We start from the raw sequence: 15877 nt of genomic DNA, 5'->3' as shown, positions 1-15877 counted from the left end.
ACCGATGATGCAACAAGAACGTCTAATTACTCAGCAGCTGCTTCAATAACTTCCACTAAAGTCCAAGCTTTAGTTTTTGAAATTGGGCGGCTTTCTTTAATGGTTACAACATCGCCAGTTTTAGCAGTGTTATTCTCATCATGAGCGTGTAATTTTGTTGAACGGCGGATTGATTTGCCATACAACGGGTGTTGAACGCGGCGTTCAATAAGTACAACAATAGACTTGTCCATTTTGTCACTTACTACTTTGCCTGTTAACGTGCGAACTGTTTGCTCACTCATTGTGCGTTCCCCTGTTTTTCGGTAAGGAGGGTCTTGATACGAGCAATAGTCTTACGAGTTAACGCAACTTCATGCGATTTACCCAATTGACCAGTTGCTTTCGCCATACGAAGACGGAATTGGTTAAGCTGTTGCTCATCTAGCAAAGCTGCCAACTCTTCTACCGATTTTTCACGTAGATCTTTAGTTTTCATTACATCACCGTCTTAGTAACGATAGTGGTTTTAAATGGAAGCTTAGCAGCTGCAAGCGTAAACGCTTCGCGTGCCAATTCTTCACTAACACCATCCATTTCGTACAAGATCTTACCTGGTTTGATTTGGCAAACCCAGTATTCCACAGAACCTTTACCTTTACCCATACGAACTTCTAATGGCTTTTCAGTAATTGGTTTGTCTGGGAAAACACGGATAAAGATCTTACCACCACGTTTAACACGACGGCTAATTGTACGACGCGCAGCTTCGATTTGACGAGCAGTCATTTGACCACGCTCAACAGATTTAAGTGCGATTGTACCGAAAGATACTGTGCTACCACGATGCGCTAGACCAGTGTTACGGCCCTTTTGCACCTTACGGAATTTAGTACGTTTAGGTTGCAACATGGATTATTCTCCTTTTTCAGCAGAACGATCATTGCGACGACCACGACGCTCTTGACCTTCACCACGACCGCGACCGCGTTTAGCTGGACGTTCTTCAGCAGGAGCAGGGTTCATGACTTGTTTCATGCCACCTAAGATCTCACCACGGAAAATCCAAACTTTAACACCAATCGTACCGTAAGTAGTTTCAGCACGCATAGTTGCATAGTCGATGTCAGCACGAAGTGTATGTAAAGGTACACGACCTTCACGATACCATTCAGTACGTGCAATTTCTGCACCACCTAAACGACCAGAAACCTCAACTTTGATACCTTTAGCACCAGCACGCATAGTGTTTTGAACCGCACGCTTCATAGCACGACGGAACATTACACGCTTCTCTAATTGTGAAGCAATTGCTTCAGCAACTAAACGAGCGTCTAAATCTGGGCGATCGATTTCGTTGATGCTTACTTGCGCTGGAACACCCATAATCTTGGTGAGTTCACGCTGTAATTTCTCAATGTCTTCGCCTTTTTTACCGATAACGATACCTGGACGAGCAGTGCTAATAGTTACTTTAGCAGCGCCTGTAGGACGTTCGATAAGAATTTTGCTGATCATCGCGCTTTTAAGTTTTTTAGTTAAAAACTCACGAACTTGAAGATCTTTAAGCAAATATTCAGCGTATTGTTTCGGACTCGCATACCAGTTGGCGTTATGACGTTTTACAACACCAAGGCGGATACCGATTGGATGAACCTTCTGACCCATATCAAACCCCTACCTTAACGGTAATGTGACAAGTACGCTTAGTAATACGATCTGCACGGCCTTTAGCACGTGGCATAATACGTTTAAGGCTCGTGCCTTCATCAACGTAAATCGTAGTAACCTTAAGGTCGTCTACATCTAAACTGTTATTGTGTTCAGCGTTTGCAATTGCAGATTCCAATGCTTTTTTTACTATAACTGCAGCTTTCTTGTTGCTGAAGTTTAAGATATTAAGCGCGTGAGCAATAGATTTGCCACGGATTAGATCTGCAACCAAACGAGTTTTTTGTGCCGAGATAGCGGCACCGCGTAATTTAGCAGTAACTTCCATCATAGCACCTTAACGTTTAGACTTCTTGTCAACACCGTGACCACGATAGGTACGAGTTGGCGCGAATTCACCGAGTTTGTGACCAACCATATGTTCAGATACGATCACTGGAACATGGTTACGACCATTATGTACAGAAATTGTTAAACCAACAAAATCCGGGAGGATCATCGAACGACGCGACCAAGTTTTGATCGGCTTACGGTTATTAGCCGCGATAGCCGCTTCAACCTTAGCGAACAAGTGCGCATCGACGAATGGGCCTTTTTTCAGAGAACGAGGCATTGTCAGATTCCTTTACTTGTTACTTAACGCGACGGTCGCGAATGATCATCTTAGTCGTACGCTTATTGGTACGTGTTTTGTACCCTTTAGCTTTTTGACCCCATGGGCTTACAGGTTGAATACCTTTGTTACGCCCTTCACCACCACCATGTGGATGGTCAACTGGGTTCATCGCCATACCACGAACGGTAGGACGAACACCACGCCAGCGTGCAGCACCTGCTTTACCAAGTGAACGAAGGTTGCTTTCTGAGTTAGATACTTCACCTAACACAGCGCGACATTCAACGTGTACTTTACGCATTTCGCCTGAACGAAGACGAATAATTGCGTAAGAACCGTCACGACCCAACAATTGAGCAGAAGTACCAGCAGAACGCACTAACTGTGCACCTTTACCGATTTTAAGCTCAATGTTATGTAATGTAGAACCGATAGGCATATTACGAAGCGGCAAGCAGTTACCTGGACGAATTGGAGCATCGTTACCAGATTGTACTTTATCACCAGCACGTAAGCCTTTAGCGGCAATAATATAACGACGTTCACCGTCAGCATATTTCAATAAAGCAATATGAGATGTACGGTTAGGATCGTATTCAATACGCTCAACTACAGCTGGGATGCCGTCTTTGTTACGTTTGAAGTCAACAATACGGTAGTTTTGTTTATGACCACCACCAACATGACGAGTGGTAATGTGACCATTATTATTACGACCACCAGTACGTTTCTTAGCTTCAACCAACGGTGCATAAGGCGCGCCTTTGTGAAGATGATTATGAACCACCTTCTCTACAAAGCGACGTCCTGGAGACGTTGGCTTACATTTTTGAATTGGCATAATTTTCGTCCTTATTCCGCTGTGCTTTCAGCGGTATCGCCCAAGTCAGCCATTTCAACATCTTGGCCAGCTTTCAGGGTGACGTATGCTTTTTTAACATCAGAACGACGTCCCAATGTTTTACCAAAGCGCTTAGTCTTACCTTTAGTGATAGTCGTGTTAACTTTAACAACTTCTACACCAAACAATTGCTCTACTGCTTTTTTGATTTCAAGTTTGTTTGCATCAATAGCAACCTTAAAAACTTGAACACCAGCAGTTTCGCCTAGAACTTGTGCTTTTTCTGAAAAAACAGGCCCTTTTAGGACTTGATAGATACGTTCGTTGTTCATCCGAGTTCTACCTCAATCTTCTTAGCAGCCGCAACAGACATAACAACTTTATCAAACGCGATCAAGCCAACAGGATCGATCCCAGCAGCATCAACCACATCAACGTGTGGAAGGTTACGAGCAGCTAAATATAGATTTTCATCTACAGCTTCAGTAACGATTAATGCGCGAGTAGCGTTCAAGCCGTTAAGTTTAGCAAGCAATTCTTTAGTTTTAGGTGCTTCAACAGCAAACTCTTCAACTAGAACAAGACGATCTTGGCGAACAAGTTCAGCTAAGATACATTGCATTGCACCGCGGTACATTTTACGGTTAACTTTTTGAGACCAATCTTGTGGACGAGCAGCAAAAGTCTTACCACCACCAACCCAGATTGGGCTACGAATAGAACCCGCACGAGCTCGGCCAGTACCTTTTTGACGGAATGGCTTCTTACCACCGCCAGAAACGTCTGCACGTGATTTCTGAGCTTTAGAACCTTGACGACCACCAGCTAAATAAGCTGTAACAACTTGGTGTACAAGAGCTTCATTAAAATCACGACCGAAAGCTACTTCTGATAATTCAACAGCAGAGCCGGAAACAGTTTTTAAATTCACGTTATTTCCCCTCAGGCCTTGATCGTAGGACGAACGATAACGTCGCCACCAGTAGCACCAGGAATCGCACCTTTAACAACAAGAACTGAACGTTCTGCGTCGATAGATACAATTTCAAGACCTTGAACTGTTACGCGTTCAGCACCTAAATGGCCAGCCATTTTTTTGCCTTTAAATACGCGACCAGGGGTCTGGTTTTGACCTGTAGAACCCAAAACACGATGCGACAAAGAGTTACCATGTGTAGCATCTTGCGTACGGAAGTTCCAACGCTTAACACCACCTTGGAAGCCTTTACCTTTTGATTGACCAGTTACGTCAACAACTTGACCTACTGCGAACAAATCAACACCAATAGTTCCACCAACTTCACGACCTTCAAGATCAGCTTCTGTAGCACGGAATTCGCTAACTAAACGACCAGCAGCCACACCAGCTTTCGCAAAGTGACCTTTCTGAGCATTTGTTACACGAGATTCGCGACGTTCACCAGTAGTGATTTGAATCGCTTGATAACCATCAGTTTCAAGCGTTTTGATTTGAGTGATACGGTTAGGATCAACCTCAATCACTGTTACAGGCACAGAAACACCAGCATCTGTAAAGATACGTGTCATACCGCACTTGCGACCGACTAAACCAATAGCCATGTGCATAAACCTCTAAAAAAGCGGCCTAATTAACTTATAAAGCGTTAATTAACCGAAAGCCTTAACCCAATGCGATCTGAACATCAACACCAGCTGCAAGATCCAACTTCATCAACGCATCTACAGTTTTGTCTGTAGGTTGAACGATGTCGATCAAACGTTTATATGTGCGGATTTCATATTGGTCACGCGCATCTTTGTTCACGTGTGGTGATGTTAAAACGTTAAAACGTTCGATGCGAGTAGGCATCGGAATTGGACCACACACTTGTGCGCCAGTACGTTTTGCTGTTTCTACGATCTCTTGAGAAGATTGATCAATTAAACGATGATCAAAAGACTTAAGACGGATACGAATTCTCTGGTTAGACATACCAGTTAACTCCAAGCCAAATATATAAAGAATCACCCTTGACGCATCTCACCCCACTAAAAGTAGGCAAGTGTCAAAGGCAGTGAAAATCACTAAGGTCGTGATCGATGCCACGACTGTAACGATCTGAATGACTTTCTTCGCCATTCACCCCACCATATTGGAGGGTCGCTCATTATAACGATTGTTTAACACTTAAGCAAACTTATTTGGACATTTTTACCTTTTTTTGAGTAATTAATTATAAATAAAGCGCTTATTATTTAAACACCAACTTAAACCCTCAAAACGTAGTCAATCGCATGATTGAGTAACTGATTACCAATCACATAGTCCATTTGTTGTGATTTTTTTAAATCCAATAATGATTGACTGTGTAGCCCACTAAACACCATATCCTCTTCTTCATGTTCAATGAAAATTTTTAAGCTATGCGGGGTGATTTCTGGATGAAACTGAAATCCCAACACATTCTTGCCTATTTGATAAAGTTGGTTGGGACATGCTGGATTCTCCGCCAAACGAATTGCACCTTTAGGAATATCAAAGGTCTCACTATGCCATTGCATGACATTGACCCGCTCAGGCAATTGGAAATAATCTTCTGGCACATGGTTGCTTTTATTGACCAAGGTCCAACCGATTTCCCGTACAGTATTACGTCGAACATTAGCACCTAGAGCATTGGCTATCAGCTGCCCACCCAAACACAAACCGATTGCAGGCTTTTCCGATGCTAAATAGCGGCGAATCCATCGTTTTTCAACCTTTAACCAAGGATAGTTAGCTTCATCATTTACACTCATTTCCCCACCCATAATGATGAGTAAATCCACATCATTGACATGCGGTAAAGCTTCTATTTCTAACTGAGAATCTATAGGTAAAGCAAAAAATTCTGTTGCAGTAATTTCTGCGCCCATTGCTTTCAAATACTCATAACAGCTTCCAAAGCCTTCACCTGCAATATGCTGAAAATAATGCACTTTAAGTTTTTTCATGTTATCACCTATTCTTGTTGTATCAATTACGCTACAAATCACAAAACATAGTCTGATAAATGCAAAAATGAAGCCAATATCAATTTTATTTATTATTTTTCACAATTTATTGCTTTTCGTCACTGAGCGATTATGTTTTGCTTACTTTAGTCCAGCTATTAACAAAAATTGAGTATTCCTGTGAAACAAGAACCAGTTACTGCTTTAATTCATTCTTCTCGTAAAGCACCACAATATATAAATACAATACAGCCTCCCCTATTTCGTGCGTCAACAATTATATTTGAAAATACCGATGCACTATTTAATCGCCATTGGACAGATCGTTACGATTATAGTTATGGAACACATGGCACACCGACAACATTTACCTTAGGCGATCACATTGCTCAAATTGAAGGGGGTGAATATTGTTTACTTGCACCTAGTGGTTTATCTGCGATTAACATAGTCAATTCATGTTTTTTAAGTCATGGAGATGAAGTTTGGGTCGCAGACAATATCTATGGTCCCAACATGGAACACCTACGTCACCTTGAAAAAAGTTATGGCATTATTGTTCAAGTTTACAATCCTATTGATGCAGACTCATTCCAACCCAATGAAAATGCCAAACTGATTTGGTTAGAAGCCGCAGGTTCAGTCACACTTGAATTTCCGGATCTTGTTAATTTAGTCAAAAAAGCCAAAGCAAAGAAAATCCTGACGGCCTTGGACAATACTTGGGGAGCTGGTATAGCTTTTAATGCCTTTGATTTTAGTCATGAACATTTAAGCGTAGATATCAGTGTACATGCCTTGACCAAATACCCGAGTGGTGGGGGTGATATTTTAATGGGATCTGTGGTCACTCAAGATAAAGCTTTACATCATAAGCTGTTCCGTATGCATGCCATTCAAGGTATCGCGATTTCAGGTGATGATGCCGCACAAGTGCAACGTAGTTTGGCCTCAATGCAAATTCGTTATGAGCATCAGTCTCAAAGTGCTTTAAAGATTTTAAATTGGCTAAAAAATCAAAATGCGTTTGCTCAAATTTTACACCCTGCGGATTCTGACAATATAAGTCACACCTATTGGAACCAGACCTGTCAAACAGGACAAAGTGCTGGTCTTGTTAGTGTTATTTTTAAACCTGAGTTTGATATCAACAAAATCCGAAAGTTTTGTGATCATTTATCTTTATTTAAACTCGGTTTTAGTTGGGGTGGTCCTGTCAGCTTAGTCATGATTTATAATCTGACTGACATGCGTCATTTAGAACGCGCACATCTAGAGCAAGGTCTATTGGTTCGTTTCTGTATTGGTTTAGAGCATCCAGACGATTTAATCCAAGATATTCAACACGCGCTTCAAGCCATTCAGGCTTAATACATAATATATGGGTCTTTGCTATATCAAATGATGGCAAGGGCTCTATACTCACCTCTAAACACGATTAAGCGCAGAGTTCATTCAGCAAAAAGTACATTTAGTTTTTACTTATTCCCTCTGCATTTCAGGAAACAATTCGCACCACCCTACATTCATATTCAACAATAAAAACAGATTTACAACATCATCATTTAATGCAATTTTGTATAACAACAATGATATAAATATTGAGTCAGATAAAAAACATCCAAACTCAAATTAAAGCTATAGGAATAACAATGGGTACACCAATCGTCATCGCAAAAAAAACTTCGGATACAACACAAGATATTGTATTACATTCACAATTTGCTAACCGTCACGGCTTAATTGCAGGAGCCACAGGGACAGGCAAAACCATTACCCTTAAAGTGCTTGCTGAAAGTTTTTCACGGATTGGTGTACCCGTATTTCTGGCTGATGCAAAAGGGGACGTTTCAAGTATAGCCAAAGCAGGTTCAACCAATCCTAAATTTGAAGAACGCATTAAAAGCTTAGGGATAGACAGTGTCCCTTTTGCTGCATCACCGACTATTTTTTGGGATTTATTTGGTGAGCAAGGACATCCGATTCGTACCACAATCTCTGAAATCGGCCCACTGTTACTTTCGCAAATGCTGAATTTAAATGACACTCAAGAAGGTGTGCTTTCAGCGGTGTTCCGTATTGCAGATGATCAAGGCTTACTGTTAATTGATTTTAAAGATTTAAAAGCCATGCTGACCTATGTCAGTGAAAATGCTGCGGCTTTAAAAGCAGAATACGGCAATCTCTCACCAGCAAGTTTAGGTGCTATTCAACGTAATCTATTGGCCTTAGGTGATCAGGGCGGTCAACGTTTCTTTGGTGAGCCAAGCCTTGATATTATGGATTTTATCCAAACTGATGCCAATGGACATGGTTATATCAATCTATTGGCTGCGGATAAGCTGATGAACACACCAAAGCTCTATGCAACCTTTCTACTTTGGATGCTTTCAGAGTTATTTGAAAAGCTACCTGAAGTCGGTGACTTAGATAAGCCAAAATTGGTGTTCTTTTTTGATGAAGCGCATTTGCTCTTTGATAATGCCAGCCCAGCATTACAAGAAAAAATTCAACAAGTGGTCCGTCTAATTCGCTCTAAAGGTGTCGGAATTTATTTTATCTCACAAAGTCCATTAGATATCCCAGAAAATGTTTTAGGGCAGCTCGGTAACCGCGTGCAACATGCATTACGTGCCTTTACCCCTAAAGATCAAAAAGCAGTAAAAACTGCTGCCGATACCTTCCGTGCCAATCCAGAGTTTAAAGTAGATCAAGCAATTACAGAGCTAGCTGTCGGTGAAGCGCTTATTAGTTGCCTAGATGAACAAGGTACGCCTCAAGTGGTTGAACGAGCGATGGTGATGCCACCCTACTCATCATTTAGCCCAATTACTTTAGATGAACGAAAAGCATTGATGGCGCAAAGTATTGTCGCAGGTGTTTATGACAATGAAGTGGATCGTGATAGCGCTTATGAAATGCTACAACGTAAAGTTTCTGATAGCTCACAACAGCAGGTGGCTTTTGATGCTGTAGCTCAACAAGCCAAGCAATTAGAAGAGCTCACAAAGCAACAACAGACTCTCGATAAGCAACAAGCCAAAGAGCAAGAACGCTTAGAAAAAGAAGAAGCAAAAGCTGCAGCTGCGCGTGCCAAACTGACTCAAGATGTGATCGGAACTTTTGCTAAAAGTGCTGCACGAACTTTAGGCGGCCCTACAGGACAAAAACTGGTCCGCGGTTTGTTAGGTTCATTATTTGGTGGCCGTTAATTCACTTAAACACAAATGTGAGGAGCGTTAGCGCTCCTTTTTTTATTCTCTATTTTATAGCACATGTTCTTGCTTATCTTTTCATTCGCTTATCTCGCTTAATCAAGCCATCTAAATATATCTAAAAATCATTTAAAAAACTTTAAAAATAAGTCCAATGATTTCAATCAATAGGGCTTAAATTCAAAATAAACCATAATTATTTTATGTGTTTTTATTAAAGGTATATTGCAAATACACTTTATAAGATGTATTTTAAATACATCTTATAAATGACAGCCAAGAGAGATCAACAATGACTCCGCAGCAAATTGACCTTGTAAAAGCAACAGTTCCTGTTCTTCGCGAAAATGGTGTAGCACTTACTGGTTATTTTTATAACCGCATGCTCGGCAATAATCCTGAATTAAAAGAAACCTTTAACATGGGGCATCAACGTAGTGGTGCACAGGCTCAAGCCTTGGCTGGTGCTGTTTTAGCATATGCTGAAAATATTGAAGACCCTTCAGTACTTTTGCCTGTGGTTGAACTGATTGCCCACAAACATGTCAGTCTGAATATTCAAGCACCTGATTACAACATTGTCGGTGAAAACCTATTACATTCAATTAGTGAAGTATTAACTATTTCGATGGAAGATCCATTGATTGATGCATGGGCTGCAGCTTATGGAAAATTGGCCGATCTATTTATCAGTACTGAAAAAGCGATTTATGAGCAGCACCAACAAACTCAAGGTAGCTGGTTAGGTTGGCGTAAATTTAAAATCGTTAAAAAAGCGAATGAAAGCGAAGAAATTACCTCTTTCTATCTTGCTCCAGTCGATGGCGGCACATTACCTAAATATGAAGCAGGTCAATATATTTCAGTGCGAGTATTTGTTGAAGCGTTAGGCTTAAAACAACCACGTCAATACACACTATCAACAAGTCCACAAATAGACTATTTACGTATTTCAGTTAAACGTGAAGATGAAAAAGGTGATTTGGCAAGTGGTTGGGTATCAAATACTTTACATGGCTTAGCTGAAGATTCAGAAATTGAAGTGTCTGCTCCAACAGGTAACTTCTACCTGATTGATAGTAGCAAACGTAATGTCTTCATTAGTGCAGGTGTAGGTTTAACCCCAATGATTGCAATGCTTAATCAATTGGTGACTTTAGACATGCCTCAACCAGCTAGCTTTATCCATGCATGTCGCAGTAGCCAAGTACATGCAATGAAACAACATATCCAAGAGCAAAAAACTAAATTCCCACGTCTCAGTACATTTACAGCTTATGAGTTCCCACATAGCGGTGATGTTATCGGCGAAGATTACGATGTGGCTGGTCGTTTAGACTTGGCAACACTTGATACTGCATTACTCCCACCCCATGCTGATTATTATCTTTGTGGCCCAATACCATTTATGCAACAACAACACCAAGCATTGGTGGCTCGTGGTATTAAACCTGAACAAATTCATAGTGAAGCGTTTGGTACGGGTGGTGCAGGTATCTAAATCTCCATTCGTTCTTTATAAGGCTGGTCTATGATAGACTGGCCTTATTTATTTCAGGATGAGATACATCTTTACCCATAGATGAGCAGCCTACATGCAACTAAATAAATTTACCGACTATGCCCTGCGCATCTTAATGTACATCGCGCCTCCAAAAGATATGCCTTATACAATTGCCGAAATTGCAGAAGATTTGCATGTTTCAGAAAATCACTTGGTCAAAATTGTGCATTTTATGGGAAAACAAGGTTGGTTAATTACCACACGAGGTAAAGGCGGTGGTTTGCGCTTAAACCCAGATATCTTAGAATTTCGCTTAGGGCATATTGTACGAATTCTCCAACGTGATGCACAAATTGTAGAGTGCAATACGCCACCTTGTGTGCTACGTCCACGTTGCGGTTTAAAGGGTATTTTAGATCAGGCCGTTGAACAGTTTTATCAAAGTCTAGATCAGTATACTGTTGCCGATGTTCTCAATGCGCCACCACAACATCCAAAGATCGTAAACTCACCCATTCCCAATCTCAATGTTTAAGTCACAAAAGCTCATCGTCCAGCATCCCAATAGCCAATATTTCAGTTAACACGATCAAAATTCGCTTGAATCTCCGACTTCCTTTATAATGCACTTTGTTTATCCGTTTATTGAAGTTGAAATATGCATCGCAGCAGTGGAAAGTCTAAAAATAGTAAGACCTCAAGCGCCCCTAAACAAAAAATCAGTTATGAAAAAAAGGCTGATCCTGCGATTTCAGAATACTCAACTTCATCTTTGAATTGGTTGCGTAAAGCTGAATTTCTGATGAGTGCGCCTAAACTGAATCTTTGTGTAGAAGATACTGGTTATGAAGTTGCCTTTGCAGGCCGTTCAAATGCCGGAAAATCAAGTGCTATCAATGCATTGACCAATCAAAAGCAATTGGCACGCGCGTCGAAAAGACCTGGCCGTACGCAAATGATTAACTTTTTTAGTTTAGGTAATCCAGATCAACGCCTTGTCGATTTACCGGGTTATGGTTATGCAGCTGTACCTGAAGCAATGAAAATTGTCTGGCAAAAAGAACTTGAGAATTATTTGATTCATCGAAAAAGTTTACAAGGTCTGGTTCTACTCATGGATATTCGCCACCCTTTACAACACTTCGATGTGATGATGTTGGAATGGGCATATTCACGTCACTTGTTTGTACATGTACTGTTGACTAAATCCGACAAACTCAACCGTGGTCCTGCCAGTAAAGTGTTGTTAGATGTACAACAACAGTTGAAGAAAATGAAGTTGAATTTTTCTATACAACTGTTTTCATCACTCAATAAGCAAGGTCTAGAAGAACTTGCGTCAATTATGGCGGGTCGCTTAAATTACACCTTAGACAAAACTTTAGATTTTGATATTGATGCAATTCCTGAAGCCACTGAAGATGATCTGGATGATGAGTTCATTGATCAGGATCAAGAATCCGAATTCAATAGTGAAAATATTGATGGAAATGTAGATGAAAATCCACAAGCATAAATAAAAAAGTCTTGTCTAACAAAATTCATCACATATTGATACTGGAATGTCCTAAATTGCTAATAACTATTTAGGACATTTTTTTATACTTGAATAATAAAGTGTGAAATCACCAAAGAAAAATTAGGACACTGTGATGAAGTTACTCGCTAAATTAAAGAACAGTCGGATTGGATCGTCTATTCAGTACCACATAAAACCACGTAAAGTGAAATTTGAATGGCAAGATACCCCTGTCGATTGGATTCCAAATCAGCCATTTGTCAGCTACTTTATCAATGAAATTAACAATATTCTCCCAGCAGGTGAATTTTGGTTCTGCCGTTTATACAATCGTGTTTTACCCAAAATCACAGATGAAAAATTAGCTGAAGATGTTCGTGCTTTTATCCGCCAAGAAGCCATGCATGCTCAAGCACATGCTTCGGCAAATAAAGAATACTTAACTGTGCGTAATATTGATATTCAACGTAATCTTGAGATTATGGATTTCTTGTTTGGCAAATTACTTGCAGATCAACCACTCGGCTTTAAAGTACCCAAAGTCCTCGATCATCAATGGGATTTGTTCCGCTTAGGTATCGTCGCCACTGTTGAACATATGACTTGTGTCTTGGGTAAATATGCACTTTATAATAAAAAATGGGCGGAATTGGGTGCAGATCCAAATATGCTTGATTTAGTCAAATGGCATGGTGCCGAAGAGATTGAACACCGTACAGTGGCTTTTGATCTATATCGCCATTTAGGTGGTGGTTATATTTCTCGTTATTATCAAAGCGTTATCGTGATTGCCGCTGTATTGGGCTTATGGGTTGATGGTGCTGCACATATCATGGGGCAAGACCCACGTTATGCAGATAAAAAGCCTGCATTCTATAAGCCTTGGATTTGGCGTGAATGGGCGAGTATCGCACAATCAGATAATCGCTTAATGCCGCATCCATTATGGCTAGTTTCACAGCAATTGGGCTATTTAATGCCTTGGTATGATCCCGTACATGAAGCTAAAACAGAAGATGCGATTGCTTATTTGGATCAATCTCCTGCGGCAAAACGTGCATTGCCTAGAGTTGCAGCATAATAACTATTGAATAGTAATACTGAAATCAAATAAAAAAAGCAGGATTTAGATCCTGCTTTTTTGGGTCAATCTTTTAGAACAAGATCCTAACCATACACTAGGTTGGACTTTCCATATCTTGGGTATTTCGGTCAACAACCACACTAATCATCATATCCCCTTGTACATTCACTACAGTACGTACAGTATCGAGAATACGGTCAATTGGCAGAAGAATCGCAATTGCTTCCGCTGGTAATCCCACAGATTGTAGCACCATAATCATAGTGACCATGCCCGCACTTGGAATACCCGGCGCACCCAATGAAGCAATCATCGCAGTCAGACAGACAATCACTTGTTGGGTAATTGATAACTCTAAACCCATTAAATTGGCAATAAAAAGCGCTGCTGCTGCTTCATAAAGTGCTGTTCCATCCATGTTTAACTGAGAACCGAAAGGAATCACAAAGCCTGCAATTTGTGGGCGCACGCCTAAATTTTCTTGAGTACACTTTAAACTCAAAGGCATGGTTGCAGAACTTGAACTGGTTGCAAATGCTGTAATTAATGCTGCACGCGTTCCTTTAAAAAAGGTAATCGGATCCATTTTTCCAAAGATCCATAACAACAATGGCAGAACTACGACACCATGAAATATAGTGGTTCCCGTAACAACAATAGCAAACTCAGCAAGACGGCTTAAAATAGAGATGTCTTCTGTTGCAATCAGCTTTGCCATCAAAGCAAAAATACCAATCGGCGCAACTTTCATCACCCAACCAACTAACATCATCATAATGTCAAAAAACTGACGTGCCAGTTGTTTGATTGAATTAAACCGCTCTCCGCCATGTACCAATGCCAAGCCCAATAACAAAGCAAACAGCACGACTGCCAAAACATTACCATCACTAAATGCTTTAAATGGATTGATGAGGGTATTTTGAATAAAATTGGTTAAAAACGAACTGGGGGTCAATGAATCTGGGCTTTTATGTTGATTCATTGCATCTTGAAACATTGCAATATCCACACCTTGTCCAACATTGAATAGATGTGTCGACGCTAAACCAAGAATAAGTGCCAATGTCGTTGTGGTCACACAACAAGCCAAGGTTATTTTCCAAACTCGACTGAGTTGACTACCCGCTTCTAAGTTTGAAACACCCACCAAGATTGAACTAAAAATAAGTGGAACCAAAAGCATTTTCAATAAACCAATAAAAATACTACTGGCGATGCTCAAACCATAAATACTGGCATCTAAAAATTGAGTATTGGGGAATTGGTTTAATAAAAATCCAAATGCCACACCAAGAATGGCTGCAATAAAAATTTGGGTGTTTAAACTCATCTTCGCTGACTATTATAAATATTTACACGTTGAACTATGCCATTGAAGTTATTTAGAATCGAGCATTTTTTTGTCACAAGCTCTGCTAAAAAATAGAAAAGCCATCACAGATGATGGCTTAATTTAGAATTAGAATCACAGCACAAACTATATTATTGATTTTCGATTTCACGTACTCGCATCAAACCTTCTTGCACCGTACTACAAACCAATTCGCCATTTTGCCACATACGACCAAAATTCAGACCGCGTGAATTTGCACTGACGGTTGCATCCATATCGTAGAGCATCCAATCATCTGCTTTTACTGGTTTATGGAAATAGATCGTATGATCAATACTGGCACATTGCAAACTTGGCGAGAGGTAATTGAGACCATGTGGGCGCAAAGCAGTCATCATCAAGGTATAGTCCGAATAAAACGCAACAATTGCCTGATTTAACGAGATATCATCCGCCTGTTCTGTAGTTAATGGCTCGTGCGTACGCAAGTAATGTGCATAAGACGGCGCTTCAGGTTGTGGTTGAAATGGGTTGGTCACATTGAGCGGACGAATTTCTACCTGACGTGGACGCATAAACGCAGCGCGAATATTTTCTGGGATAAAACTGATTAAATTTTCTTTAAGCTCTTGCTCAGCTTTTAATTCATCAGGTGCTGGATATTCTGGCTCAGCAATTTGATAATTCAAGCCTTCTTCAGGTGTTGCAAATGACACCATTGCAGAAAAAATGGTACGTCCATGCTGAATTGCACGGACTTGGCGGCTTAAGAAGCTTTTGCCATCACGTAAGCGATCCACCTCATAAATGATTGGGGCATTGATATCCCCGCCATATAGAAAGTATGCATGTAAAGAATGTACCGGGCGATCAGCAGTATATGATGCTGCTCGCAGTGCTTGCCCTAAAACTTGCCCACCAAAAACACGCTTACCAACTAAATTTCGACTTTGACCACGAAAAATATGTTCTTCAAGTTTTTCAAGGGTTAAGAGCTCTACAAGCTCTTGAGTTAACGCATTCATAAGTGACCTTTCTATATACTGACTTTATTCCAACGGCTAGGACAAAGTATTCATATTTTAGAGATTTAACTCTATTTTGCCACAAATCCACAGTGAAACATTAAATTTTCATAAACCGTATTGTCACTTCTC

Annotated in this window: 19 protein-coding genes and 1 pseudogene; 6 read left to right on the top strand and 14 right to left on the bottom strand. The window is 40.5% G+C overall.

Annotated elements, in window-relative coordinates; translation table 11 throughout:
• Positions 1–26: 26 nt before the first annotated feature.
• From rpsQ to ACG9ZL_RS01100, 12 genes and pseudogenes are all read right to left on the bottom strand, one after another.
• Positions 27–284, bottom strand: coding sequence for a 30S ribosomal protein S17 (rpsQ, locus tag ACG9ZL_RS01155; RefSeq protein ID WP_004725698.1), 258 nt, complete (start codon positions 282–284; stop codon positions 27–29).
• On the bottom strand, positions 281–478 hold the full coding sequence (gene rpmC, locus ACG9ZL_RS01150; RefSeq protein ID WP_004725696.1) for a 50S ribosomal protein L29: 198 nt from the start codon (positions 476–478) through the stop codon (positions 281–283). Before rpmC ends, rpsQ begins: the two co-directional genes overlap by 4 nt.
• The gene (gene rplP / locus ACG9ZL_RS01145; protein ID WP_004725694.1) at positions 478–891 is read right to left on the bottom strand and encodes a 50S ribosomal protein L16; all 414 of its coding nucleotides are present in this window, start codon (positions 889–891) and stop codon (positions 478–480) included. Before rplP ends, rpmC begins: the two co-directional genes overlap by 1 nt.
• Positions 831–1647, bottom strand: a pseudogene (gene rpsC, locus ACG9ZL_RS01140) (30S ribosomal protein S3). Before rpsC ends, rplP begins: the two are co-directional and overlap by 61 nt.
• A 1-nt stretch (position 1648) precedes the next feature.
• Complete coding sequence (gene rplV, locus ACG9ZL_RS01135) at positions 1649–1978, bottom strand: 50S ribosomal protein L22 (protein WP_004725688.1); 330 nt, start codon at positions 1976–1978, stop codon at positions 1649–1651.
• A 9-nt stretch (positions 1979–1987) separates the two neighbouring features.
• On the bottom strand, positions 1988–2263 hold the full coding sequence (gene rpsS / locus ACG9ZL_RS01130) for a 30S ribosomal protein S19 (RefSeq protein WP_004281508.1): 276 nt from the start codon (positions 2261–2263) through the stop codon (positions 1988–1990).
• A gap of 19 nt (positions 2264–2282) precedes the next feature.
• Positions 2283–3107, bottom strand: a complete 825-nt coding sequence (gene rplB, locus ACG9ZL_RS01125) for a 50S ribosomal protein L2 (protein WP_004725686.1) — start codon at positions 3105–3107, stop codon at positions 2283–2285.
• An 11-nt stretch (positions 3108–3118) separates the two neighbouring features.
• Positions 3119–3439 (bottom strand): 50S ribosomal protein L23, encoded by a 321-nt coding sequence (gene rplW / locus ACG9ZL_RS01120; RefSeq protein WP_004725684.1) that lies wholly within the window; start codon positions 3437–3439, stop codon positions 3119–3121.
• The gene (gene rplD, locus ACG9ZL_RS01115; protein WP_004725681.1) at positions 3436–4038 is read right to left on the bottom strand and encodes a 50S ribosomal protein L4; all 603 of its coding nucleotides are present in this window, start codon (positions 4036–4038) and stop codon (positions 3436–3438) included. Before rplD ends, rplW begins: the two co-directional genes overlap by 4 nt.
• A gap of 11 nt (positions 4039–4049) precedes the next feature.
• A complete protein-coding gene (rplC, locus tag ACG9ZL_RS01110; protein ID WP_004725679.1) occupies positions 4050–4688 on the bottom strand; it encodes a 50S ribosomal protein L3 in 639 nt (212 codons plus the stop codon).
• Positions 4689–4749: 61 nt separating this feature from the next.
• The gene (rpsJ, locus tag ACG9ZL_RS01105; protein ID WP_004725677.1) at positions 4750–5061 is read right to left on the bottom strand and encodes a 30S ribosomal protein S10; all 312 of its coding nucleotides are present in this window, start codon (positions 5059–5061) and stop codon (positions 4750–4752) included.
• 275 nt (positions 5062–5336) lie between these two features.
• A complete protein-coding gene (locus ACG9ZL_RS01100; RefSeq protein WP_419327703.1) occupies positions 5337–6062 on the bottom strand; it encodes a type 1 glutamine amidotransferase in 726 nt (241 codons plus the stop codon).
• 180 nt (positions 6063–6242) lie between these two features.
• Between ACG9ZL_RS01100 and ACG9ZL_RS01095 the strand changes: the two genes are divergently transcribed.
• The 6 genes from ACG9ZL_RS01095 (at position 6243) to ACG9ZL_RS01070 (ending at position 13381) form a co-directional block, all read left to right on the top strand.
• Positions 6243–7433: a PLP-dependent transferase gene (locus ACG9ZL_RS01095; protein WP_419358773.1), complete on the top strand. Its 1191-nt coding sequence runs from the start codon at positions 6243–6245 to the stop codon at positions 7431–7433.
• A gap of 281 nt (positions 7434–7714) precedes the next feature.
• Positions 7715–9274, top strand: coding sequence for a helicase HerA-like domain-containing protein (locus ACG9ZL_RS01090; protein ID WP_419358771.1), 1560 nt, complete (start codon positions 7715–7717; stop codon positions 9272–9274).
• Positions 9275–9569: 295 nt separating this feature from the next.
• Complete coding sequence (gene hmpA / locus ACG9ZL_RS01085) at positions 9570–10778, top strand: NO-inducible flavohemoprotein (protein WP_419358769.1); 1209 nt, start codon at positions 9570–9572, stop codon at positions 10776–10778.
• Between the two features lie 94 nt (positions 10779–10872).
• A complete protein-coding gene (locus ACG9ZL_RS01080; protein WP_336953490.1) occupies positions 10873–11316 on the top strand; it encodes an RrF2 family transcriptional regulator in 444 nt (147 codons plus the stop codon).
• A gap of 123 nt (positions 11317–11439) precedes the next feature.
• Entirely contained in the window at positions 11440–12297 is an 858-nt protein-coding gene (gene yihA, locus ACG9ZL_RS01075) for a ribosome biogenesis GTP-binding protein YihA/YsxC (RefSeq protein ID WP_004816856.1), read from the top strand.
• A 136-nt stretch (positions 12298–12433) separates the two neighbouring features.
• Positions 12434–13381, top strand: a complete 948-nt coding sequence (locus tag ACG9ZL_RS01070; RefSeq protein ID WP_056512178.1) for a metal-dependent hydrolase — start codon at positions 12434–12436, stop codon at positions 13379–13381.
• 97 nt (positions 13382–13478) lie between these two features.
• Here the strand turns inward: ACG9ZL_RS01070 and ACG9ZL_RS01065 are convergent, their stop codons facing one another.
• Entirely contained in the window at positions 13479–14717 is a 1239-nt protein-coding gene (locus ACG9ZL_RS01065; RefSeq protein ID WP_336953489.1) for a dicarboxylate/amino acid:cation symporter, read from the bottom strand.
• Between the two features lie 152 nt (positions 14718–14869).
• Positions 14870–15745 carry an acyl-CoA thioesterase gene (locus tag ACG9ZL_RS01060; protein ID WP_336953488.1) on the bottom strand — a complete coding sequence of 292 codons (876 nt, stop codon included), beginning with the start codon at positions 15743–15745 and terminating at the stop codon, positions 14870–14872.
• Positions 15746–15877 lie beyond the last annotated feature (132 nt).

Source organism: Acinetobacter legionensis (assembly GCF_048551735.1).
Classification (GTDB): Bacteria; Pseudomonadota; Gammaproteobacteria; order Pseudomonadales; family Moraxellaceae; genus Acinetobacter.
Note: the sequence above shows the minus strand (reverse complement) of the source record. Positions and strands in the feature narration are given on the sequence as shown.

Coding starts and splice junctions, on each gene's coding strand:
- rplB (WP_004725686.1), bottom strand. CDS start 3,107: ATGCCAATTCAAAAATGTAAGCCAACGTCTCCAGGACGTCGCTTTGTA.
- rplV (WP_004725688.1), bottom strand. CDS start 1,978: ATGGAAGTTACTGCTAAATTACGCGGTGCCGCTATCTCGGCACAAAAA.
- rpmC (WP_004725696.1), bottom strand. CDS start 478: ATGAAAACTAAAGATCTACGTGAAAAATCGGTAGAAGAGTTGGCAGCT.
- rplP (WP_004725694.1), bottom strand. CDS start 891: ATGTTGCAACCTAAACGTACTAAATTCCGTAAGGTGCAAAAGGGCCGT.
- rplC (WP_004725679.1), bottom strand. CDS start 4,688: ATGGCTATTGGTTTAGTCGGTCGCAAGTGCGGTATGACACGTATCTTT.
- ACG9ZL_RS01100 (WP_419327703.1), bottom strand. CDS start 6,062: ATGAAAAAACTTAAAGTGCATTATTTTCAGCATATTGCAGGTGAAGGC.
- rpsJ (WP_004725677.1), bottom strand. CDS start 5,061: ATGTCTAACCAGAGAATTCGTATCCGTCTTAAGTCTTTTGATCATCGT.
- ACG9ZL_RS01060 (WP_336953488.1), bottom strand. CDS start 15,745: ATGAATGCGTTAACTCAAGAGCTTGTAGAGCTCTTAACCCTTGAAAAA.
- rpsQ (WP_004725698.1), bottom strand. CDS start 284: ATGAGTGAGCAAACAGTTCGCACGTTAACAGGCAAAGTAGTAAGTGAC.
- ACG9ZL_RS01065 (WP_336953489.1), bottom strand. CDS start 14,717: ATGAGTTTAAACACCCAAATTTTTATTGCAGCCATTCTTGGTGTGGCA.
- hmpA (WP_419358769.1), top strand. CDS start 9,570: ATGACTCCGCAGCAAATTGACCTTGTAAAAGCAACAGTTCCTGTTCTT.
- ACG9ZL_RS01070 (WP_056512178.1), top strand. CDS start 12,434: ATGAAGTTACTCGCTAAATTAAAGAACAGTCGGATTGGATCGTCTATT.
- rplW (WP_004725684.1), bottom strand. CDS start 3,439: ATGAACAACGAACGTATCTATCAAGTCCTAAAAGGGCCTGTTTTTTCA.
- ACG9ZL_RS01090 (WP_419358771.1), top strand. CDS start 7,715: ATGGGTACACCAATCGTCATCGCAAAAAAAACTTCGGATACAACACAA.
- ACG9ZL_RS01080 (WP_336953490.1), top strand. CDS start 10,873: ATGCAACTAAATAAATTTACCGACTATGCCCTGCGCATCTTAATGTAC.
- yihA (WP_004816856.1), top strand. CDS start 11,440: ATGCATCGCAGCAGTGGAAAGTCTAAAAATAGTAAGACCTCAAGCGCC.
- rpsS (WP_004281508.1), bottom strand. CDS start 2,263: ATGCCTCGTTCTCTGAAAAAAGGCCCATTCGTCGATGCGCACTTGTTC.